Here is a 21,511-nt window from a genome sequence, read left to right as displayed (position 1 = left end):
GTGGCGTGCAGAGCGGGGAGAGCAGGGTCAAGCGATCACTCGCGCTGCCGATCGTCGGCTGGAGCGCACTCACCCTCGTGCTCGTCGGCGCCTTCATCGCCACGATCGGCGCTCTCAACATGACGGTCTACGGATCGTCGATGTTCGTGCAGCGCTACCTCGAGGCCATCTCACGCGACCAGATCAGCCAGATCCTCGAGATCCCCGGCGTCGCGCTCTCCGACGCCGAGCTCGAGGAGCGCGGCCTGCCCGCCGACACCTCCGTCGCCATGCTGCGCGCGGGTGTCATCTCGACGGGCCCGAAGGACGTCCGCATCGTGAGCGACGTCGCGGAGGAGAACGGCGACCACACCGTCACGGCGAGCTACCGCCTCGGGTCATCGATCACCGAGTCGACCTTCACCGTGAGCCCCCTCGAACGCCTGTGGGGCGTGCTCGACAGCTGGTCGTTCACCGAGAGCCCGCTCAGCGTCATCAACGTCACCGTGCAGCACGGCGCACTCTTCTCAGTCGGATCGCTCGACCTCGACACCCGGGCGACGAAGTCGGGCGATGAACTCAAGGCGTTCTCGCAGTCGGCGCCGTATCTCGTCGTCGCCCCCGCCGAATACGAGCTCGGCTACGAGTCGACGCTGCTCAAGGCCGCACCCGTCGACCTCTCCGTCGCCGTCGGCGAGCCCTCCGAGGCGATCATCGACCTGCAGCCGACCACCGAGTTCGTGTCGCAGGTGCAGTCCGAGATCGACGAGTACCTCGCGCAGTGCACGACGCAGCAGGTTCTGCAGCCCGCCGGGTGCCCGTTCGGCATCGCGATCGACGACCGCATCCGCAGCGAACCCGTCTGGACGATCGTCACCAACCCCGTCGTAACCCTCACCCCCGGCGAGGACGCCTTCGTCATGCCCGCGACCGAGGGCACCGCCCACATCTCTGTCGAGGTGCAGTCGCTCTTCGACGGCGACATCGAGCAGCTCGAGGAAGACCGCCCCATCGTCATGGGTCTCACCGTGCGCATCAAGCCCGACGGCGTCTCCCTCGCCATCGAGATCACCTAGCCACCGGCATCCGGGGCTGTGCGCCCTCGCCGCACCCTCGCGCCGCACCCTCGCGCCGCACCCCGGCGCTGCCCCCGCGCCGCACCCCACTCCCGGTCGCCACCCCAGCGTTTGTAGGCTTTCGGCCGCTGTGTAGGCGATTCGAAGCGGCGTGGGCCTACACACGACCCGTTCCCCTACGAAGGCCGGCACTTCCCGCGGGATGTCTGGGGGTGGGGGATGCCTGGGGCCGGTGGAACACGGCGCACAGCGAAGCGGGGACCGCGCCGCCGAAGCATGCGCGATCCCCGCTCAGGGAGTGCCGGGTGTCAGTCGGTGGTCGACGTGCGGCGGCGACGCAGCAGCACGAGGAGACCTCCGGCGAGCAGGGCGAGGAGTGCAGCACCGAGGTACGGCATCACCTCGGCACCCGCGGTCGCGAGCGGCGAACCGGGCTGCGATCCGCCGGGCGTCGTTCCGCCGTCGTTCGGCTGACCGGGCTGACCCGGGCCGGGCGTGCCGGGCTCGCCGGGCTCGCTCGGTTCACCGGGTTCACCGGGTTCACCGGGCTCGCCGGGCTCGCCGGGCTCGCCAGGTTCTCCGGGCTCACCGGGCTCACCGGGCTCGGCCGCGACGATCTCGAACGCGGCACGCGCGATCTCGCCGCTCGCGGCACCGGTGGCGACGAGCTCGGTCGCTCCGAGCACGGCGTCGGCAGGAATCGCGAGCGTGAGCTCGAACGAGCCCGCGTCATCCGCGGTCGTCGTCGCTGCGGCGGCCGCGGCGACGCGTGCCTCGTCGGCGGTCGCGATCGCGACGGTGACCTCATCGCCCGGGCGTGCGCCCGTTCCCGTGACGGTCACGTCGGAGCCGGCCGCGGCGCTCTCGGGCGACACGGTGAGGCTCGCCGCGCCGAGCACGGTGACGACGACGGGAGCGCTCTCGACCGAGCCGAAGGCGTTCGTCGCGACGGCGCGCAGGTGCACGACGTCTCCGGCCTCACCGATCGCCGAGAGGTCGAGCGTCACGTCGGTCGCGTCGGCGATGTCGGTCCACGACTCACCATCGGCCGAACGCTGCCACTGCACGGTCGGTGCGGGTGCACCGGCGACGGTCGCCGTGGCCGCAGCCTCGGCACCCGCGACGACGAACTCCGGTGCCTCGACGGTCGCGGTCGGGGCCACGGGGGCCGCCACCACGGTGAGCGTCACGGGCTCGGTCGCTGCCGTGCCCGACGAGTTCGCCGCGACGGCACGGAACTGCGCACCCGAATCGGCGAGGGTCACGGCGTCGAGAGCGAGACGATCGGTGCGGATGACGGTCGTCGAGCCACCCCAGCGCTCAGCACTCACGGGCTGCCACTCATCGTCGACGAGACGCTGCCACTCGACGGCGGGAACGTCGTTGCCGCTGAAGTTCGCCAGGAACGCGGCGACGTCACCCTCGGTGACGGTCACGTCGACCGGTGCACGCGTCACGGCCGGAGCCGAGTCGGCACGCGTCAGGGTGAGGTTGTCGAGGTGCGCCTCGGCGCCACCCGACAGACCCGCCTGCGTGATGAGGATGGACACGGCGTCGACGTCGGCCGGCATCGTGAAGCGTTCGTCGAGTGCGACGAGGTCGCCGCCCGCGACGGTGAACTCCTCGAACGGAGCGTTGACCACGACGTTGTCGACGAACGGGCGGAGCGTCACCGTCACCGGAGCGGAGACATCGGCACCGCGAACCCACGCGGAGATGCGGTACTCGCCGCCCGCCTGCACGGGGATGTTGTCCTGCGCGAGACGCGGCTCGGCGGCCGTGACACGGGCACCGAGGGTGCCGGCGGCGACCGTCGTCGTGGTGCGCAGCTCGGCGACCTGACGGTTGCGCTGGTTCTGCGTGCCACTCCACGGGCTCGCCCAGCTGTTCCACGGGTCGAGGTACCAGGGCGAGTTCTTCTTCGACTCGAACGAGCCGTCGATCATGTCGTCGCTCGCGTCGGTGACCGAGACGCCCTCGCAGCCGGCGTCGCACTGCACGGTGAGCACGGGTGCGGCATCCGTCGAGGTGCGCACGATGGCCGAGACCGTTCCGTCGCCGTCATCCGTCGCGACGTGGGCGAGGCCCGCGGCGTTCGTGACCGAGAGGGTTCCGGTCGTCGTGCCCGAGACGCGGAGCGTCGCGTTGGCGCGGACGGGGATCTCGACGGCGTCGCCGGCGGGAACGACGCGGTCGTTCCACGCGGCGGCGCAGTCGTCGCCCGCGCCTGAGAACTGGAACGCTCCGATGTCGGGGGCGCAGCTCGAGACGACCGGGTTGCCCTGGATGTCGTACGTGCCGGCCGGGGCGATGATCTGCCCCGCGTTCGCGAGCGTCTCCGCCGTCGAACGGAAGGCCTCGAGGGTGCTCTCGCCACCGACATCCGTCAGCAGCTGCTCACCCACCTCGACGTTGCCGGTTCCCGCGGGCCAGTTCGAGGCGGGCCCCGAGAAGGCGTTGTTGAGCCACGTGAGCACGTTCGTCGCCGAGTCGTAGGTGTCGGGAGCGATCTCCTTCGACGTGACGAAGAGGTTGTTCGCGAGCAGCAGTCCGTTGCCGGTGTCGTTCGTGCCGTTGAGCTTGTACTGGCCCTCGCGCGCGGCCGTCGGGATGACGATCGTGTTGTTGTACGACGACGAGTCGGTCACGCCCGAGAGGAACTGGAAGCGCTCGGTGTTGACGTTGCCGGGGATGTTCGCGAGCTCGGCCGCGATGCCGTCACCGACGGAGATGTTGTAGCGGTAGGTCGCGTCGGTCGCGAAGCCGAGACCTTCGATCTTCCAGTTGCCGCAGCCGCAGTAGAACATGCCGCCACCGGCGTTGTCGTAGCTCAGGTTGTACTGGAAGACGGTGTTGCGGGAGCCGTAGTCGGCGTCCCACGCGGTGCCGTCGTTCTGGTTGATCTTCTGCGAGTTCGTGACGACGTTGTACTGGAAGAGCGTGTTGTCGGAGTTCCACACCCAGATGCCGGCGTTGTGCGAGTTGTCGCGGTTGGAGCCGTCTTCGAGGTAGTTCGACTCGACGATCGCGCCGTCGTTCATCTGCACGACGATGCCGTCGCCGCCGACGCCGCTGAGCGAGTTGCCGCGGATCATGAGGCCGGTCGACGGGGTGAAGGGGCGGGCGCTCGGCTGGCGCGGGTCGCAGGGCGAGTCCCAGGCCATCTCGGCGCGGCACTTCCACACAGTCGACATGTTGATGCCCGAGCGGTTGACGTTCTCGATGCGGTTGTTCGAGATGACGACGTCGTCGAACCACGAGCGGGTCGAGCCGTCGAGGGTGTCGACCTCGAGCTGGATCGCGCCGGAGCCGCCCAGGTCCTTCTTGCCCTCGCCGTAGACGTCGTGGATGTAGAGGTTCTCGAGACGGATGTGGCTGAGCTGACCCTGGTCGACGTTCAGCACGGTGACGCCGCGACGGGCCTGCGTGTAGGGGTTCGACGTGTCGGTGTTGGTGATCTCGAGGTTGCGGATCTCCCAGTGCTGCTGGTTCTTCAGCAGGATGGTGTCGCGCACGCCGCCGCCCGCGATGACGGGGAGGCCGGCCTCGATGTCGCCGTAGGCGTCGATGACAATGGGCGCGTCGGCGGTGCCGCTGCCCGTGGTGGTGAGCGCGCCACGGCACGTCGATCCACGCTGGAAGAGGATGCGATCGCCCGGCTCGAAGCCGTGGTTCGCGACGGCGGTGAGCGAATTCCACGGAGCATCGATGCTTCCGTCGCCGCCACCCGGTGCCGCGCAGTCCACGAAGTGGTACGCCGCGTTCGCGTCTGAAACGGCCGGCTCGGCGAATGCCGGAGCTGCTCCGGCCCACGATGCCGCTCCCGCGAGCATCACTATCGCCCCTGCCAGTGCGGCGAGTTTGACTCGCCCGGCCGCACGCGGCGACCGATCCGTTCGCAGGCGTTCCCTGTCCATGTAGACCTCCACATCGAGTTCTTCGTCATCGCGTCGGCGTTCGAGCGCCGTCTCTGTACACGTGTACAGTCGTGAGCCAGAGACTAACACAGGTGCGCGAAACGCACTGCCGTAGACTCTGGCCGCTAGCCTCACGAAAGCCGGAGAGATGACGACACCGAACCCCAAACGCCGCGCCACCGTGCACGACGTCGCCCGGGTCGCCGGTATCTCGCACGCGACCGTCTCGCGCTATCTGAACAAGCGCGCCTACGTGTCACAGGCCTCGGCGGAAGCCATCGAGGCCGCCATCCGCTCGGTCAACTACACGCCTAACCGCACGGCCCGCTCGCTCGTCACGCAGTCGACGCGTGCCGTCGCGTTCGTCGTGCGCGAGTACAGCGAGTTCTTCTTCGCCGACTCGAACCTGAGCGCGATGGCCGCCGCCGCGAACAAGACCCTCTCGGCCGAGGGGTACCAGATGCTCCTCGTCATCATCGAGAGCGACGAGGCCGCCGAGCGCATCGTCGATCTCATCATCGGGGGCTTCGTCGACGGCGCCCTGCTCGTCGCCATGCGCGACGACGACCCCGTCGCCGAGGCGATCGCCCGCTCGACCATTCCCGCGATCACCGCGAGCGCACCCGAGCTGCCGGTCGGTCTGCCCTCGGTCGACACCGACAACGCCGGCGGCAGCAGGGCGATCACACGCCTGCTCGCCGACAGCGGCCGCACCCGCCTCGCCGAGATCGCCGGGCCCGCGCCCATGCCCGCCGCCCGCCTCCGTCACGGCGGCTTCGTGGACGCCCGCGGGGCCGCCTACGACCCCCGCCTCTCGATCGCCGCCGCTGAGTGGTCGGTCGAGGCGGGAACCGCCGCGATGCGTGAACTCCTCGAGCGGGGCGAGCCGATCGACGGTGTCGTCGCCGCGTCCGACGCCCTCGCGGCCGGAGCGATCGACGCGATCCACGCCGCGGGCCTCACGGTTCCCGCCGACATCGCCGTCGTCGGTTTCGACGATTCACCCTGGGCGACCCGCATCCGCCCGACCCTCACGACCGTGCGTCAAGACCCCGGCGCGACGGGGCGACGCATGGCCGAGCGCATGATGGCGCACCTCGGGGGCGAAGCCCTGGATGACGTCGCCGAAGTCATCCCGAACGTCATCGTCGAACGCGAGTCGACGGCGCCCAGCTCTTAGCGCCGGTCGCGGTCGGAGATCGCCTGCAGGCGCGCGTTGTATTCCTCGAGCTCGGCCTCGCCCGTGCGATCGGCGTGCCGGTCGCGGCGGCGCGACTCCTTCTCGTCGCTCCGCGACCACTGGATCGCCACCGTGATCGCGAGCGCGACCGTCGGGATCTCACCGACCGACCACGCGATACCGCCGCCGAACTGCTGATCGGCGAGCGCGTCGATGCCCCAGCCCATCGCGCCGTACCAGTCGGAGAGCAGGAGGCCCGTGCCGACCATGATCGCGAGGCCGAAGAACGCGTGGAAAGCCATCGTGCCGAGCAGCAGCACGAGTCGGAACGGGAACGGCAGCCGGTACGGCACGGGGTCGATGCCGATGAGCGACTGAACGAACAGGTAGCCGACGATGAGGAAGTGCGCGATCATCCACTCGTGCCCGATGTGGTCGGTCATCGTCCAGCGGAAGAGCGGCGTGTAGTAGAAGATCCAGAGCGACGCGGCGAAGAGGCCGGCGGCGACGAGCGGATTCGCGATGATCGACGCGAACTTCGAGTGCACGGCGAGCAGGATCCACTCGCGGCCGCCGCGGCTGCCGTCCTTCCGCGCCTTGATCGCGCGCATCGCGAGCGTCACGGGCGCTCCGGGCACGAGCAGCACGGGCACGGCCATCGTGAGGCCCATGTGGCCGAGCATGTGCGCCGAGAAGAGGTACTTCTCGTAGACGTTCACGCCGCCGTTGGTCAGGTAGAACAGCACGACGAGGCCGAGCACCCAGAGCACCGTGCGGTAGATCGGCCAGGTGTCGCCGCGACGACGCAGACGCCAGACGCCCGCGAGATAGAAGAAGATGCCGAAGGCGCACGCGAACAGCCAGATGAGGTCGATGTTCCACTGCGTGAAGTAGTTGATCGCCTCGGGCGCGGGCGGCAGCGGCTCACCCGTGAGGATCTCGGCGGGCGTGAGCACCGACGTGTCGACCGTTTCGTCGACGGGCGTGGCCGTGCGGGCGAGCGCCGCCGCGACGCCCGAGGCGATGCCCATGAACGCGAGCTCCGACACGACGAGCAGCCAGAAGAAGCGGGAGCCGGCGGATGACGCGGCCGGGCCCTTCTCGGTCTTCGCGACGAGTCGGCTGATGATCCAGCGGCGCTGCACGGCGCCGAAGAGACCGAGGGCGACGAGGGCCACGACCTTCACGATGACGAGGATGCCGTAGGGGCTGCCGAGTTCGTCGAGGGTGCCGATGCGGAGCGCCGCGTTGGCGTAGCCCGAGATCGCGACGACGATGAACGAGATGAGCGCGACGCTCGAGTAGCGTGCGAGCACGATGCCCAGGCGGTCGCCGTCGAGGCGCGACTTCAGCAGCACGATCGTGAGCAGACCGCCGAGCCAGACGGCCGCGAAGACGAGGTGCAGGCCGAGCGACGTGATGGCCGCGTCGTGCCCCGCCGCACCGGCCGAGTGACCCTGCTGCGCCATGGGCACGAGCGCGAGCACGGCGAGCACGGTCACGAAGACGAGGGCCGTGTGGTTGCGCACCGCGAAGCACAGCACCGTGACGGCCGCGGCGACGAGCGTCGTGATGAGCCACGCGCGACCCGGTTCGATCTGCGTGAGGAACTGACCGAGCGACGCGCCGAAGGCGTCGTCGAACGTGAGCGGCCGGCCCGTGATGAGCTGGAACGAGAAGAAGCCCGTGACCGCCGACGAGACGGTGAGCAGCGCCGCGGATGCCGCAGCGACGTCGAGCGCGAGATCGAACTCCCGCTTCTTCGGGGTGAGCGCGAAGCACGCGAGCACGAGGGCGCCGATCGTGCCGGCGGCCGACACGTTGACGATGAGCTTCGAGAGCGGCAGACCCCAGCGGATGAGGGCGCCCGGGTCACGCAGGGCCTGCGCTTCGGCACCGCCTCCGAAGCTGAGGGCGGCGATGGCCGCGACGACGGCGAAGACCAGCAGAATGCTGGGCCCGAACACCCGTACCGACCGATTCACCTCACAAGCTTAACCGGGCGTGAGCGGCCGGAATGCCCGCGTCGCGTCACGGCTCAGCGCGCGCCCCACTTCGCGGCGATGCGCTCCTCGGTGCGGCGACCGCGCTCGGCGGTGGTCTGGATCACACGGGCAGCGTCGGCGAGCACGTCGCCGAGTTCGGCGAGCGCCTCCTCCCACTCGGCGTGCGCCCGCGCGTAGGCGTCGGTCGCGTCGCCCGTCCACGCCCCGCGCAGCTCGGAGACGCGCGCGTCGAGCTCGTCGAGAGCGGTGCGGATGTCGGAGTGCGACGTGTCGAGCAGAGTGACGAGGCCGTCGAGCTGGCCGAAGCGGCGCACGAGTCGCTGGCTCATGATGTTCCTTCCGTGTCGGAGACCGGCGGCTCGGTGAGGCGCACGATCATGCGTGTCTCGGCCGCGCCGGGCAAAGCCGTGAATCGCACCGGCTCGCCGGTCGTATCGGAGGCGAGGGCCGGGTCGACCGTGATGTCGACGATGGTCGCCGGGTCGATCAGCAGGTCGACGTCGTAGACGCCGGGGTAGACGAGATAGGTGCGATCGAGGCCGAACACCGGCTCGCCGGACTCGTCGGGTGCGACGACGCCGCCGATCTCAAAGGGCAGGGCGTAGTCGCTCGGCGACTGCACACCGCCCGTGACGGAGAAGGCCGAGGCGAGCCCCTCGTCGATGACCCACGCGTCGTCCTGCCACACGAAGCCGATCTCGGCCGTGTGCTGTTCACCGTCGAGGGTGAAGCGCACGGTCGCCGTCGCCGCGTCGCCCGCGTACTGGTATCCCTCGACGGATGCCTCGGTGATGCGTTCCGCGGAGCCGAGCGCGTCGTCCGAGAGGAACGGCTCGTCGGCCGAATCGTGCCCGTCGAGCCGGGCCGCCTCGGTCGCATCGCCGTTCGCGAGGGCGGTGACGTAGCGCTCGGCGAGCGGCACGGGTGAGGGGCGCTCCGAGCTGAGCGAGGCGATGAGGCTGATGGCGACGATGACGGCTGCCGCGAGAAGCACGGCGAGCACGACGACGACACCGATCGCGGTGCGTTGCCGCCCCGTGAGCGAGGTCATACGCCCGGCGACGGCCACGTCTCCGTCTGTCCGCTGTTGACGCCCGAACCCTCGAGGGCGGAGATCTGGTTGTTGACGCTCTGGAAGGTGCCGAGGGTCATGCTCGCGAGGGCGAGGATCGCGCTCACCGCCCCGAGCAGAGCGGTGATCGAGCCGATGATCGCCATCGGCAGACCCGCGATCGCGCCACCGCCCGTGAAGCACAGCGCGACGCCGGTGATCGCCCCGACGAGGCCGACGTAGGCCGTCGTGCCGCCGACCGCGACGAGCGCCGCCTCGACGTAGAACTTCTCGATGGCGTCAGCCATGGCCCCGAGTGCCGCCGCGAGCGTCGTGGCGAAGTCGTCGACGCGCAGCACGGCGCCCGGCTGCGGCTCGAAGGCCGCCTCGTAGCCCCAGCTGTTCGCCCAGTTGGCCGGGTCCATTCCGGGCAGGTTCTGCTTCGTGACCTCGGCGGCGAGGTTGCGGGCGTCGCCGCCGACCGTGCTGAGGGCCTCGGCGGTGGCGCGCAGCGTGTCGGGGCTGCCGAGCATGTCGGCACCCCGGATGAACGCGTGGTTCAGCTGCTCGCTGAAGCGGAGGTAGTCGTAGACCTGGGGAAGCAGGAGGTTGACCATCTGATCGATGAGCAGCTGGTCGGCCGGCGGCGGCACCCGCCAGATCGTGACGAGCGCCTCGACGGCGCGACGCACGTTCGCCGGGGCGTTCTGCTTCATGCGCCGCAGCTCGTTGAGCGCCTCGGTGCACGACTCCTGGATGGCGTTCTGGGCATCGTCGACGTAGCTCATTCGAGACCCGCTCTCTGCCGGAACGCCGCGATCTCGGCTTCGGACACTCCCTCGTCTTCGAGGTACTCGACGCACGTCTCGTCGATCATGTCGTAGAACCTCTGGAAGGCCACCGCGCCCTCGCCGATGTACGTGCGGAGGCGCTCGGCCGCCCGCGCGTAGGCCGCGGCCACATCGCCGGCTCCCGGTATGAGCGAGAAGTCGTTGGCGGGCGGATCGACGGGGATCGCCTCACCGATCTGGGTCAGGCGATCGCGCCAGGGCGCCCACCGCCCCGTGGCATCCGCCGCGAGAATCTCGACGTCGACATCGGTATCGCTCATGTCAGTGCCCCTCCCCGGCATCGGACGCGTTCGTATGACCGCGGTTGCGCTCCGCCGCGATGCGCGCCACGCGCGCGATCTCGTCGCCGACGCGACCGAGCGGTGTCTGGCTCACCCAGTTCTCGTCGAGCTCGACGGCCCCGACCTCTCCCATGAAGACGAGCGCGGTCACGGTCGACAGGTCGTTGCTGATGCGCTGGGGCTCGAGTGCCTCGCCGCGCGCGAGCGACCCGATGAACATCGAGAGGTCGAACGCGGGCGGCAGCTCGACGGGGAAAGCCGCGCCCCTCGCTTCCAGTAGACGCGCACGACGCGCGCAGCTCGCGGTCGACACGGCGATGTTGATCGCCCCGACGAGTGCGTCGTGATCGACATCCTTCGCCTCGTCGCCGATCGTGACGGCCGTGATGATGCCCTCGTCGTCCAGCTCGACGGCGACATCGACGGCAGGCGCAGGAATGAGGGCGGCGAACTGCTCGGCGACCTGCCGTGAACGCTCCTCGAGAGCGCGACCCTCGTCGGCCAGAGCCTCGAGGTCGGCCACCCAGCGATCCCGCTCGGTCACGAACTCCCCCTTCGCCTGCGGCCCCCGCCGCACCCCCGTTCAGGGTTCACGATCACCCTATCGAAACGATGAGCCCGGAAACCACGAACGGGCGCCGGCCGAAGCCGGCGCCCGTGGCGCGAGTTGTGCGAAGACTACTTGGCGGCAGCCTTGAGCTTCGAACCAGCCGAGACCTTGACCGAGTAGCCGGCGGGGATCTCGATGGTGGCGCCGGTCTGGGGGTTGCGGCCCGTGCGGGCAGCGCGGTGCGTGCGCTCGACAGCGAGCCAGCCCGGGATCGAGACCTTGGTGCCAGCGGCAACCGACTCGGAGAGCGCCTCGAAGAGACCGCCGATGACGGCGTCGACGGTGGCCTGGCTCTGGCCGGTCGATGCGGCGATCTTCGCGACGAGCTCGGTCTTGTTAAGCGACTTGTCAGCCATTGAGTGTCCTCCTCGGACCATCACTGTTTGATACAGCTTTTCTTGGGTGTCCGGAGCGCCACATCGTGAGCTCCGGGTGGCCTGATCGACCGCCTTGAATGTAGCAGAGTTCCCCGGAAACACGCGGATTTACGGGCTTTTCGAGCCCTTTCACACCGGCGTGTCACGCCAGATGACGCCCCGAACGGGGGCGGCGGGGCGAAAAACGGCCGGTAGAGACACGAAAAGGGGGACCTCCCGAAGGAGATCCCCCTGATCAGAACTGATTTACCAGCTCGACTTCGTGATGCCGGGCAGCTCGCCGCGGTGAGCCATCTCACGGAAGCGGACGCGCGAGACGCCGAACTTCGTGAGGACACCACGGGGGCGGCCGTCGATGGCGTCGCGCGAGCGGACGCGGATCGGCGAGGCGTTGCGGGGGAGCTTCTGCAGCCCCTTGCGCGCTGCCTCACGCGACTCGTCGGTGCCGTTCGGGTCGATGAGAGCCTTCTTCAGCTCCAGTCGCTTGGCGGCGTAGCGGTCGACGACCACCTTGCGCTGCTCGTTACGGGCGATCTTGCTCTTCTTAGCCATGTGTTTAGCGCTCCTCTCGGAAGTCGACGTGCTTGCGCACAACGGGGTCGTACTTCTTGAGCACGAGACGGTCAGGGTCGTTGCGACGGTTCTTGCGGGTCACGTAGGTGTACCCGGTTCCCGCCGTCGAACGGAGCTTGATGATGGGACGAATGTCCTGCTGCTTAGCCATTAGAGCTTCACCCCACGAGCCTGGATTGACTTGACGACTGCTTCGATTCCGCGAGCGTCGATCACCTTGATGCCCTTGGCGGACACGTTGAGGGTGATGTTACGACGCAGCGAGGGCACGTAGTAGGTCTTCTTCTGCACGTTCGGGTCGAAGCGGCGCTTCGTACGACGGTGCGAGTGCGAAATGTTGTGCCCGAAGCCGGGAACGGCGCCGGTCACTTGGCAGACTGCTGCCATGGTTCTCCTCCAATACCGAGAGGCGGAATTGCCTCTCCCAAGATCTCTTGTCGGCAGACATGACGCCGCTCATTCGTGAGAAGGAGGGGATCATGTCAACGGCTCGAGCGGTGGACGCGCTCAGCCAAACGTCGAGTCTACGTCATCCCCGGCGTGTCGCCAAACACGCGACTCACGCGCGCCATCCGGTCGCGGCTCGGTGACGAATACCCTGCATGGCCGAGTCCTCTTACATGCCGTTCCCCGTCTCGACGGATGCCGCCGAGTTCGGCCTCGCGACGCACGCCGTTCCGACGAGCCTCGGCCGCGTGAGCGTGCACTACCGGCGCGAGCGTCTCGCGCGTGATCGGGGCACCGCCGTCATCCTCTTGCACGGGGCCGCCGGCTCGTGGACGACGTGGACCCCGCTGCTCGCGGCCGATCGCGAGCGACGCGCGGCCGGCAGGACGAGCCTGCTCGGCGACGTCGTCATCCCCGACCTGCCGGGCTGGGGCGCGACGCCGCGGCCCGTCGGCCGCGAGTTCACCGTCGATGCGCTCGTGCGCGTCGTCGCCGAGATCGCCCGGGCCCTCGGGTACGAGCGCTGGATCGTCGTCGGCCACTCGTCGGGCGGGTTCATCGGGCTGCAGCTCGCGGCCCGCGAGACCTCGGCCACGCGCGGCGTCGTCGCCGTCTCGCCGACGACGCACGCCGTGATCGAGGGCGTGCGCCGCCCGCTGCGGGGCCTCCGCCTCGTGCCCGCGTTCACGGGACTGCTCGCGGTCATGCGCGTGCTCGCGCGGAACGAACGCGGCGGTCGCCGCTTCGTGCGGGTGCTCGACCGGCTCGGCCTCCTTCGCCTCGCGGTGTCACCGCTCTTCCGTCATCCGCTGCGGGTCGATGCGAGCGCGGTGCGCGCCATCGCGACCGACGTGCGCCCCACGAGCTTCGTGCTCGGCGCCGCCGACGCCGCCCACGCGAGCGGCGACTACTGGCGCTCCATCACGTGCGCGGTCGAGTCGCTGCACGGGCGACGCGACGTGTTCCTGCACGCGAGCGACGACGTGCGTCTCGCCGCCGAGATCCCCCGGTTCCGCGCGACCGTGCTCGACGAGGCCGGCCACTTCGCGCCGATCGAGCAGCCCGTCGCCGTGCTCGACGCCCTCGCGCGCGTCGCCGCCCCCGGCAACAGACAACGGATGCCGCGTGCGAGTGAATCGCACGCGGCATCCGTTCGTTCAGGCGTCAGCCTTACGAGGTGAGGGAGTCGACCCACTCCTGGTTGTCGGCGATCCAGTCGGCGACGATCGGGGCGTAGTCGCTGCCCTCGTACTCGACGAACATGGCGTTCTCGAGCGAGTAGAGCGTGTCGAGGTCCATCTTAAAGTTCGACAGCCACTCGGCCGCCTGCGGCGAGTTCTCGACGAACTGCGTGCTGCCGTAGCTCGAGATGGTCTCGGTGCCGCCGAGCGCGCCCTCGGGGTCTTCGAGGTTCTTGATGGGGAAGGCGCCGTAGGCCCAGTGCGGCTCCCACAGCGTGACGACGATGTTCTCGCCGGCGTCGGTCGCGGCGGTCAGCTCGGTGAGCATCGCGGCGGTCGACGACGTGAGGAACTCCATGCCCTCGAGGCCGTAGTCGGGGATGACAGCGTTCTCGACGGCGCCCGTGAGGCCCGCGCCCGGCTCGATGCCGACGATGCGGTTGTTGAAGAGGTCGGCGTTGGCCGCGAGCTCGTCGAGCGAGTCGATGGGAGCGTCTTCGTTCACGGCGATCGTGAGCTTCGACTCGTCGTTCCAGGCGCCGAGCTCTTCGATCTCGTCGCCGTAGGTTTCGAGGTACTCCTTGTGGGTGCCCGGCAGCCAGATGTCGGTCGTGAAGTCGTAGTCGCCCGAGGAGAGACCCTCGAACACGGGCGCGACGTCGGCGAATTCGAGCTCGACCGAGTAGCCCTTCTCTTCGAGGATGGCCTTCCAGAGCCAGCTCGTGGCGATGCCTTCGTCCCAGCCGTTGAACACGGCGAGGGTGATGTCCATCTTCTCGCCGCCCTCGGCGTTGTCGCCTCCGGCGTTGCCGTCGCTCGCGCATCCGGCGAGTCCGAGCGTTGCTGCCATCGCGATCGCGGCGATGGAGAGTGTGCTGCGCTTCTTCATTGTTTCCTCTCGGTGGTGTCGATTGGATGTTCGCGGGCAGGGTCGTTCCCCGCCCGACGTCGTGGGGTTCTGCCTGCCTAGACGGCGGCGGGGGCGCGGCGCGGTCCGGCCGCGATCACCTCGTCGGCCTCGGCAGCGGGGTCGGCCGCCTTCTTCGCGGGCTTTCGGCGCTGCGAACGCTGGCCGAGCGAGGCCGTGAGGCGGTCGAGCAGGATCGCGAGGATGACGACCGAGAGGCCGGCCTCGAATCCGAGCCCGATGTCGATGCGGTTGAGGCTCGCGACGACCTGGCCGCCGAGTCCGCCGGCGCCGACCATGCCCGCGATGACGACCATCGAGAGCGAGAGCATGATGACCTGGTTGATACCGGCCATGATGCTCGGCAGGGCGAGCGGCAGCTGGATCTGACGCAGGATGCGCCACGGCGACGAGCCGAAGGCCTGACCGGCCTCGACGACCTCTTTGTCCACTCCGCGGATGCCGAGTTCGGTGAGGCGCACGCCGGGAGCCATCGCGAACACGATGGTCGCGACGATGCCGGGCACGACGCCCACGCGGAAGAGGATGAGGGCAGGGATCAGGTAGACGAAGGCGGGCATCGTCTGCATGAAGTCGAGGATCGGGCGGATGATCTTCGACGCGAGGTCGGAGCGAGCGGCGAGGATGCCGACGGGAACCGAGATGAGCACCGCGAGGAAGCTCGCGACGAGCACGAGCGCCAGGGTGTCCATCGCGTTGGCCCACTGGTCGACCGCGACGATCACGAGGAGGCTCAGGATCGCTCCGACCGCGAGCTTCCATCCCTTCGCGAGGAAGGCGAGGATCGCGATGACGATGATGACGGCCCAGAAGGGCGGCGTCGCGAGGATCCAGTCGACCGCGTCGTACATGCCCGCGAAGATCGAACGGATGACGGCGAAGAAGCCCGAGAGGGTGTCGGTGAGCAGGTCGACGAAGTCCTTGACCCAGGCACCGAGGGGCAGACGGAAGTCGGTCATGCGAGGCTCCTCTCGCTCGCGGCATCCGATTCGGGCGCGCTGGTGGGCTCCATCGAGTCGTGCAGCGTCTGCGTGATGATCTCCATCGAGATCGTCGCGGGCGGCTCGACGACGGGCAGCTCACCGGTCGTGTTCGGCACGTTGCCGAGGGCGGCGAGCAGTGTGACACGGGGGATCGCGCCGAGCAGTCGGCCCGCGTCATCCACCACGGCCAGGGGGAGGTCGGTCTCGACCGAGCTCTCGAGGAGGTCGGCGATGACGACGTCGGGGTGCACGCGGGGCGCGTCGGTGCGGAGGGCCGCGTCGAGCGTGCGGTCGCCGCGGCGCACGAGGCGGAGGACGTCGCGGTCGTGCACGACGCCTTCGAGCCGACGCCCGTCGCCGACGACGTAGACCATCGACGTGTGCAGGTCGCGCATGGTGCGGAGGGCGACGCGCGGGCCGGCCGAGCGGCCGACGAGGGCGCGCGGGGCGTCCATGACGTTCGCGGCGGTGAGCACGCGGGCGCGGTCGACGTCCTGCACGAACTGGGCGATGTAGTCGTCGGCCGGGTCGGTGAGGATCTCTTCGGCCGTGCCGAGCTGGGCGATGCGGCCGTCGCGCATGACCGCGATGCGGTCGCCGAGGAACATGGCTTCGTTGAGGTCGTGCGTGATGAACACGATCGTCTTGCCGAGCTCGCGCTGCAGTTCAACGAGCTGCTCCTGCATCTCGCGGCGGATGAGCGGGTCGAGCGCCGAGAAGGCCTCGTCCATGAGCAGGATGTCGGTGTCTGCGGCGAGCGCACGGGCGAGACCCACACGCTGCTGCATGCCGCCCGACAGCTCGGAGGGCAGCGAGTCGGCCCAGCCGTCGAGGCCGACGCGGCCGAGCACCTTGCGGGCGCGCTCGTGGCGTTCGGTCGCTCCGACGCCCTGCACCTCGAGGCCGTAGGCCGCGTTCTCGAGCACCGTGCGGTGCGGGAAGAGCGCGAAGTGCTGGAAGACCATCGAGATGCGGCGGCGGCGCACGTCGCGCAGCTTCTTGCCGTCGAGGCCCGTGATGGGCTCGCCGAAGACCTTGATCGTTCCCTCGGTGGGCTCGAGCAACCCGTTGAGAGTGCGGATCAGGGTCGACTTGCCCGAACCCGAGAGGCCCATGACGACGAAGATCTCACCGGGATTGACCGTGAAGGACGCGTCGATGACGGCGGCCGTTCCCGAGATCTTGTCGCGCGTGGTGCCCTTTTTGAGTGCCGCTACGCCCTCACTGGGGCGTCGTCCGAAGACTTTGTAGAGTTCCTGCACGTCGAGTGCGGGTATTTCAGTCACGTTGTGCTCCGGAGTGCGCGGGCAACTCGAACCGGGGGAGCGGTGCGGGCGCACTCGTACTGACGGCCGGGTTGGAAGTCGCAGTCGGCGTATTCGCCAGGGCGGGGCCATGGGGCCACACGCAGCACTTCCGAACCGTACGCCCCCCGTGCTGTCGAATGGTTCGATACGGGGGCCGCGGACTAGGCGTGGTGGCCCGAAGGCCGTCTAACACGGTATCGAGGTCGCCGTTGGGCCACAAATCGACAGGTGTCGTTTTGGGATGTTTCGTGTCGGTATTTAGGGGGACACGCCCGGGGGATGCCTGTGATGGCGGGGTGGGGCATTGTTACTTGGTTGTTACCGGCCTCTAGGCGTAAGTCCGGCGGCGGTGCACAGCTACTCTCTGAACGGGTCCATGATCACGTGCACACCATGAACCGAACAAGTAAACGAAACTCGAAGGCTACCTCCGAGACTGAACACCTCGGGCGGACAATCAGCGCCACACTCTGGGCAAGTTCGATAGGCCTCACTGGGATCAGTCACGAATGACATCAGCGGCACCAGCCTGCGAGTAGATAGTTGAGGTTTGGAATGCAGCGCTCTTGGCCATTCATCGCCAAGCAGCTTACTTCCGGACCAACCGATCTCGGTGAAGCTTCTGTTCGCGACTTCTGTCATGTCGTTTTCGCGGGAACTCTACGCAGATAGCTGACTCACAAGTCGGGAGAGGGACCTCATTCGGGTATTGGGAACGTTCCCCTTCGAGCTTCGAGCGCAAGCCGTACTCCGACGGTGGCTCTTGCTTCGTAACTGCTGCGGTAGGTGCAGCGCTTCAGGCCGTCCATGGACGTACGGACGAGCAGAGTTACCCGAGGTTACTTAGAACAGAGTCGGAACATCGACAACAGAATCCGCGGAGCGCACCTCGTCGAATGAGTCTCGCAGCTGTCGGGGCGAGCTAACTGCCCTAGCGCCCTTCTCGATGAGGATGCGATTTCCAGCAGGAGTTTCTTCGCCGAAGCCGACCGTCAATACAGTACGACCGAGCCGCAGAGCACCTTCTCCAGCCGCAAGCGTCCCCCCCGTCTCCCCGGCTTCGACGACTAAGAGCGCCTTCGGCAGGCTAAAAATGATTCCGTTCCTCGCCATCGCAGCATGGGCTCGCCAAGGCTGCGATGGCGCAAACTGGGACAAGAGTAGAATCCGTTTCCAATCGAACACATCCGCAAAGTCGCGTTTGATGCGAAAGTGGTCTATCCCTTCCGCGAGCACAATCACGGTGCTTCCTCCATCGCGCAGTGCTGCTAGGTGAGTCGCGGTATCGACCCCTGCGGCATAGCCCGAGACAACGGTCAAGCCTTTCTGAGTCGCTAGGGAACCGCAGCGAGAAGCCGCTTCCAACCCTCTTGCACTTGCATGCCGCGATCCACACATGCCGATGCCATCCCGGTAGAACAGATCCTTATTTCCTCGGAAGAAAACTATCGGTGCAACTGGGCGCTGATCTGCCAACATACTGCTCGGGAAGTCGGGCATCGTAAACATGACGACACCGATACCAACCCGCCGCATCTCATTCGCCTTATGGTCCACGTCGCCACGAATCTCGACAGGCAATCCTTCGTACTCGCGGCGAAGCGCATCTAAACCACCGTGGCGAAGCGCAGCTGCGATTCGCCCTGGCGTCCGCAGGGTCTCAAAAGCCGACAGGGCGAGCTCGAGCTGATCAATCAATCGATCACCTTCTCAACGTCCTTGCGGCTGTGAGAGCGAAGACATGGCTAGCTCCGGCCCGGCGCGCCGCACGTGCGGCCGACTCCATGGTGACGCCAGTGTGAAACACGTCGTCGATCAGGAGCAGGGGACCACGGACCACCTCTGTTAGGGAAAAGTCATTACGCACTTCCCTAGCCACTTCTTCCTTCTGCTGCGCCCTGGGGGGTCCGCTCATTGGAACGAAGGGTCGACCAGCCCGCTCCGCAATCTCGCGACCAAGGATTTCGCCAAAGCTGGTTCCATCGCCATTGCTTCCGGGAGGAGTCGAGATCACGTCAGCAGCTGCCAACATTGGGTGAGTGTCGACCGCGCGGACCATGGCGTTGAGAAGCTCACGTCGTGCCTGCCGGGAGCTGCTCCACGTCGGCTCCTTTGCATACTTCGTCCGATAGATAAGCTCGCCCGTCGGAGTATGAACAAGTTCGCCTTCATCATCGGGCTGTTTGTACCAATCAAGGCTCAGCGACAAATCGAGGTCGGCTCGGTTAGGGATCGAGAGCCAATTCGTCAGGATCTCGCAAAGGTCCTCGATCTCTTGAGGCACGCCCTCAGGAAAGTGGAGTGCGTGTGTCCATTTCAACCTCCCCTTATCGTCAAGTTGTCTGTCGACACATGTATCGCCGGCGACAGCAATGATCTGAGCGGCCACTTCATCCGGACCGCACAGCTTCAGTTCGGAGCCCGAGTCGTCATCGTCGCAGATTTCGTACTTCGTTAGTTTGTTCCCGCGACCATCAGCCGCGAAGGGCGGAAAAAGAAGCAAGATGCCCATGCGCGGGCCCCCTTACGCGTCTTCCGGGCCTGCAGCCAAGCCGTAGCTGTCAAGATCCTCGGGTGTAATCTCGCGCGACGGCACGAGCTTGTAGTGAGCCTCGCGTCGAATGACAACCCTGTCATCTTGAACAGTTAGCTCGAACAGCGCTATTAGCCCCTGGCCCGCAAACTGGACAGAGATGTTCCTGCAAATCATGTCGGGCCACTTTTCAGCGCACGCCGCCATATCCTGCTCAGTCTGAGTGATGCCAAGTCTGTCCGATCCGCCCTTCGCCTGTACCGGAAGAATGAACTGGCGACCATGGCGATCAACTGCAACGTAGATCTCATCTACCTCGACTTGTCCGATTTCTATCGCCGTCGTGCGCAGATGGTTTTGAAGGGAGTAAGACGCCACTCCCAGAAACACATCGATGAGGCGGTTGTAGCGAACCTTTGCGAGGAGCGCCTGTTCGTCGCCGAGCGCCGACGACGCAATGATCTCCGGTGTAGCGTCAGGAATCTTGGTAACCGCCAGTGACCGATTCGGCACGATGGGAATCTGCGCTGGGATCAAGTCAAATCTGTACTTCGCGATACCCGCTCCGCGAATAATCCACTCCTTACCGGCGGGGGCGGTCGCGTTGATTGCAGCCGGCATATCTCTACGAAATCGATACGAGTAAACGAGGTCGCCAAGATTCTTTACTCGACTGACTCCCAGCTCGTCGGCAGCCTCGTTCAGAGCCTCACGAATCCACTCGACGCGCTCGTCACCGTCATTGTGGTGGATCTCAAACACACGACAGAGGATCTGCTCGTAGACGCTAGTCCTCTTTGTCCCGGCCACGCTCAACCCACCTTTCGATCGCGTTGCGGAATCACACGTTCGGTGAGGCCAAAGTAATCGTGAGCCTGTCCGGCGGTCATATATAGAAGCTCCGTTGCGCCGAGCTTCACAGGCTTCCCCTTGATTGGCGTCACTTCGTCGGCCGCAAGAATGGCTGCGCCGACTGCGCGGCCCAAGCGAGCGGGGACAGAGTTGCCGATCTCACGAAATCCATTCCACTTAGTTACATGGAACCTGTACCAATCTGGATAGCCATGCAGTCGAGCCGCCTCGCGGACCGTGATGACGCGGGGGTGTACGGGGTGAATGGGACGAGGGGCGGTGAATGCTCCCCGATCCGACGCGGTACCCGCGCGAAGTGTGTTGCACAGGCCATCTGGATGCAACCGGAGGAACCGGCTGACGCTCTCGGTTGTTCCTGGCGCGGCGTCCTTGAACCTGTCAATCGACTTCTTCGTGTGCACAGTCCTTGTCGATGACGTCAACTCGTTGGGCAGTTGCGGGCGGGGGTGCGAATAATCGGTCGGGTCTAGCTTCGAACCACGAAGCCGCGCCGCGTACTCGCTCGCTTCGCCGTACTCGACAGAATTGATGTTGTCGTCGTGCAGAAGCTCGTCGAAAAGATCGGCGTCTGGAAGATCACCGAGTGCATCGGACACGCTCGGCCCAAGCGGCAGCTTGGCGGCTGTAGGAACGGCCCCCCGAATAGTGCGAGGCGTATGCGTCGCTTCGGGATACTCAGGGAGTGCGACGTCGTTACGCGCCCCTAACAGGAATACGCGTCGCCTCGACTGGGGAGCGCCGTACTCTGCCGCCTGGAGTACTTTGATCGGCGTTCGAACACGATACTTTCCACTGGCCTCCACGATTTCGACGACTTCGTCGATCAGCTGGCGATGGCCACCGACCATCAGCCCCGCAACGTTCTCCATTAGGAAATAGCGCGGCTGCAACTCCAGCACAACCCGGATAAATTCCTTCAGGAGAGTGTTTCTTGGGTCGTCGATGGCGCGACGTCCGATCATCGAGATTCCCTGGCAGGGCGGTCCGCCAGCGACGAGATGAATCTCTCGATCTCCGATATCAGAGTCCTCGCGGATCTTTGCACCAGTGATTTTTGATACGTCGTCCGCAAAAGTCTTGCCATATGGAAAGTTGAACTCGTGAACGGCAGCGTGGATGGGGTCATACTCTACGGCTGCGGCGATCTCGTATCCGGCCTGTTCTAAGCCTAGGGAAAGACCTCCAGCACCAGCAAAGAGGTCAACGGCAAGCGGGCGGCGAACATCGATCGACATAGGTCCGAGACTATCTGTGTCGATCGATGTTCGCCCAAGCCGGTGTGACTCGCGCGTGTCATATCTGGGCACTTGCGACCGCTAATCCTGGCTCGAGCAGCCCTATTTGCCTACCCGCCAGTG

At 66.8% G+C, this 21,511-nt stretch carries 21 protein-coding genes; 3 read left to right on the top strand and 18 right to left on the bottom strand.

Annotated elements, in window-relative coordinates; genetic code table 11:
- The first annotated feature begins 5 nt into the window (after positions 1-5).
- Positions 6-1,055: a hypothetical protein gene (locus BJ972_RS12195; protein ID WP_129172197.1), complete on the top strand. Its 1,050-nt coding sequence runs from the start codon at positions 6-8 to the stop codon at positions 1,053-1,055.
- 308 nt (positions 1,056-1,363) lie between these two features.
- On the opposite strand, the gene BJ972_RS12190 is transcribed toward BJ972_RS12195, so the two are convergent.
- A complete protein-coding gene (locus tag BJ972_RS12190; RefSeq protein WP_241830711.1) occupies positions 1,364-4,888 on the bottom strand; it encodes a right-handed parallel beta-helix repeat-containing protein in 3,525 nt (1,174 codons plus the stop codon).
- A 232-nt stretch (positions 4,889-5,120) separates the two neighbouring features.
- Here BJ972_RS12190 and BJ972_RS12185 point away from each other — a divergent pair, with 232 nt between their 5' ends.
- Positions 5,121-6,152, top strand: coding sequence for a LacI family DNA-binding transcriptional regulator (locus BJ972_RS12185; RefSeq protein WP_129172199.1), 1,032 nt, complete (start codon positions 5,121-5,123; stop codon positions 6,150-6,152).
- On the opposite strand, the gene BJ972_RS12180 is transcribed toward BJ972_RS12185, so the two are convergent.
- The 10 genes from BJ972_RS12180 to rpmB form a co-directional block, all read right to left on the bottom strand.
- On the bottom strand, positions 6,149-8,137 hold the full coding sequence (locus tag BJ972_RS12180; protein ID WP_179419949.1) for a bifunctional copper resistance protein CopD/cytochrome c oxidase assembly protein: 1,989 nt from the start codon (positions 8,135-8,137) through the stop codon (positions 6,149-6,151). The genes BJ972_RS12185 and BJ972_RS12180 overlap by 4 nt on opposite strands.
- Positions 8,138-8,190: 53 nt before the next feature.
- Positions 8,191-8,487: a WXG100 family type VII secretion target gene (locus BJ972_RS12175; protein ID WP_129172200.1), complete on the bottom strand. Its 297-nt coding sequence runs from the start codon at positions 8,485-8,487 to the stop codon at positions 8,191-8,193.
- A complete protein-coding gene (locus tag BJ972_RS12170; RefSeq protein WP_164989847.1) occupies positions 8,484-9,209 on the bottom strand; it encodes an Rv0361 family membrane protein in 726 nt (241 codons plus the stop codon). Before BJ972_RS12170 ends, BJ972_RS12175 begins: the two co-directional genes overlap by 4 nt.
- On the bottom strand, positions 9,206-9,997 hold the full coding sequence (locus BJ972_RS12165; protein ID WP_129172202.1) for a hypothetical protein: 792 nt from the start codon (positions 9,995-9,997) through the stop codon (positions 9,206-9,208). The genes BJ972_RS12170 and BJ972_RS12165 overlap by 4 nt, the downstream gene beginning before the upstream one ends.
- Positions 9,994-10,320 (bottom strand): hypothetical protein, encoded by a 327-nt coding sequence (locus tag BJ972_RS12160; RefSeq protein ID WP_129172203.1) that lies wholly within the window; start codon positions 10,318-10,320, stop codon positions 9,994-9,996. Before BJ972_RS12160 ends, BJ972_RS12165 begins: the two co-directional genes overlap by 4 nt.
- A 1-nt stretch (position 10,321) precedes the next feature.
- Complete coding sequence (locus tag BJ972_RS12155; protein WP_129172204.1) at positions 10,322-10,885, bottom strand: hypothetical protein; 564 nt, start codon at positions 10,883-10,885, stop codon at positions 10,322-10,324.
- A 134-nt stretch (positions 10,886-11,019) separates the two neighbouring features.
- On the bottom strand, positions 11,020-11,307 hold the full coding sequence (locus BJ972_RS12150; protein ID WP_129172205.1) for an HU family DNA-binding protein: 288 nt from the start codon (positions 11,305-11,307) through the stop codon (positions 11,020-11,022).
- Between the two features lie 267 nt (positions 11,308-11,574).
- The gene (gene rpsN / locus BJ972_RS12145) at positions 11,575-11,880 is read right to left on the bottom strand and encodes a 30S ribosomal protein S14 (RefSeq protein ID WP_129172206.1); all 306 of its coding nucleotides are present in this window, start codon (positions 11,878-11,880) and stop codon (positions 11,575-11,577) included.
- A gap of 4 nt (positions 11,881-11,884) precedes the next feature.
- Positions 11,885-12,052 carry a 50S ribosomal protein L33 gene (gene rpmG / locus BJ972_RS12140; RefSeq protein ID WP_089916186.1) on the bottom strand — a complete coding sequence of 56 codons (168 nt, stop codon included), beginning with the start codon at positions 12,050-12,052 and terminating at the stop codon, positions 11,885-11,887.
- Entirely contained in the window at positions 12,052-12,288 is a 237-nt protein-coding gene (rpmB, locus tag BJ972_RS12135) for a 50S ribosomal protein L28 (protein ID WP_129172207.1), read from the bottom strand. Before rpmB ends, rpmG begins: the two co-directional genes overlap by 1 nt.
- Positions 12,289-12,503: 215 nt before the next feature.
- Here rpmB and BJ972_RS12130 point away from each other — a divergent pair, with 215 nt between their 5' ends.
- Positions 12,504-13,529, top strand: a complete 1,026-nt coding sequence (locus BJ972_RS12130) for an alpha/beta fold hydrolase (protein WP_129172208.1) — start codon at positions 12,504-12,506, stop codon at positions 13,527-13,529.
- Here the strand turns inward: BJ972_RS12130 and BJ972_RS12125 are convergent.
- The 7 genes from BJ972_RS12125 to BJ972_RS12095 form a co-directional block, all read right to left on the bottom strand.
- Positions 13,519-14,418, bottom strand: a complete 900-nt coding sequence (locus tag BJ972_RS12125) for a glycine betaine ABC transporter substrate-binding protein (protein WP_129172209.1) — start codon at positions 14,416-14,418, stop codon at positions 13,519-13,521. The two genes, BJ972_RS12130 and BJ972_RS12125, sit on opposite strands and share 11 nt — an antisense overlap.
- A 77-nt stretch (positions 14,419-14,495) precedes the next feature.
- Positions 14,496-15,416: an ABC transporter permease gene (locus BJ972_RS12120; RefSeq protein WP_129172210.1), complete on the bottom strand. Its 921-nt coding sequence runs from the start codon at positions 15,414-15,416 to the stop codon at positions 14,496-14,498.
- Positions 15,413-16,726 carry a quaternary amine ABC transporter ATP-binding protein gene (locus BJ972_RS12115; RefSeq protein WP_241830674.1) on the bottom strand — a complete coding sequence of 438 codons (1,314 nt, stop codon included), beginning with the start codon at positions 16,724-16,726 and terminating at the stop codon, positions 15,413-15,415. The genes BJ972_RS12120 and BJ972_RS12115 overlap by 4 nt, the downstream gene beginning before the upstream one ends.
- Before the next feature lie 864 nt (positions 16,727-17,590).
- A complete protein-coding gene (locus tag BJ972_RS12110; RefSeq protein ID WP_129172212.1) occupies positions 17,591-18,445 on the bottom strand; it encodes a DNA-processing protein DprA in 855 nt (284 codons plus the stop codon).
- A 4-nt stretch (positions 18,446-18,449) separates the two neighbouring features.
- Positions 18,450-19,259, bottom strand: coding sequence for a hypothetical protein (locus BJ972_RS12105; RefSeq protein WP_129172213.1), 810 nt, complete (start codon positions 19,257-19,259; stop codon positions 18,450-18,452).
- Between the two features lie 12 nt (positions 19,260-19,271).
- Positions 19,272-20,042: an endonuclease gene (locus BJ972_RS12100; RefSeq protein WP_241830675.1), complete on the bottom strand. Its 771-nt coding sequence runs from the start codon at positions 20,040-20,042 to the stop codon at positions 19,272-19,274.
- Between the two features lie 50 nt (positions 20,043-20,092).
- Complete coding sequence (locus BJ972_RS12095; protein WP_129172215.1) at positions 20,093-21,388, bottom strand: DNA cytosine methyltransferase; 1,296 nt, start codon at positions 21,386-21,388, stop codon at positions 20,093-20,095.
- Between the last annotated feature and the right edge of the window lie 123 nt (positions 21,389-21,511).

Origin of the sequence: Agromyces atrinae, from assembly GCF_013407835.1 — a bacterium.
Taxonomy (GTDB): Bacteria; Actinomycetota; Actinomycetes; order Actinomycetales; family Microbacteriaceae; genus Agromyces; species Agromyces atrinae.
Note: the sequence above shows the minus strand (reverse complement) of the source record. Positions and strands in the feature narration are given on the sequence as shown.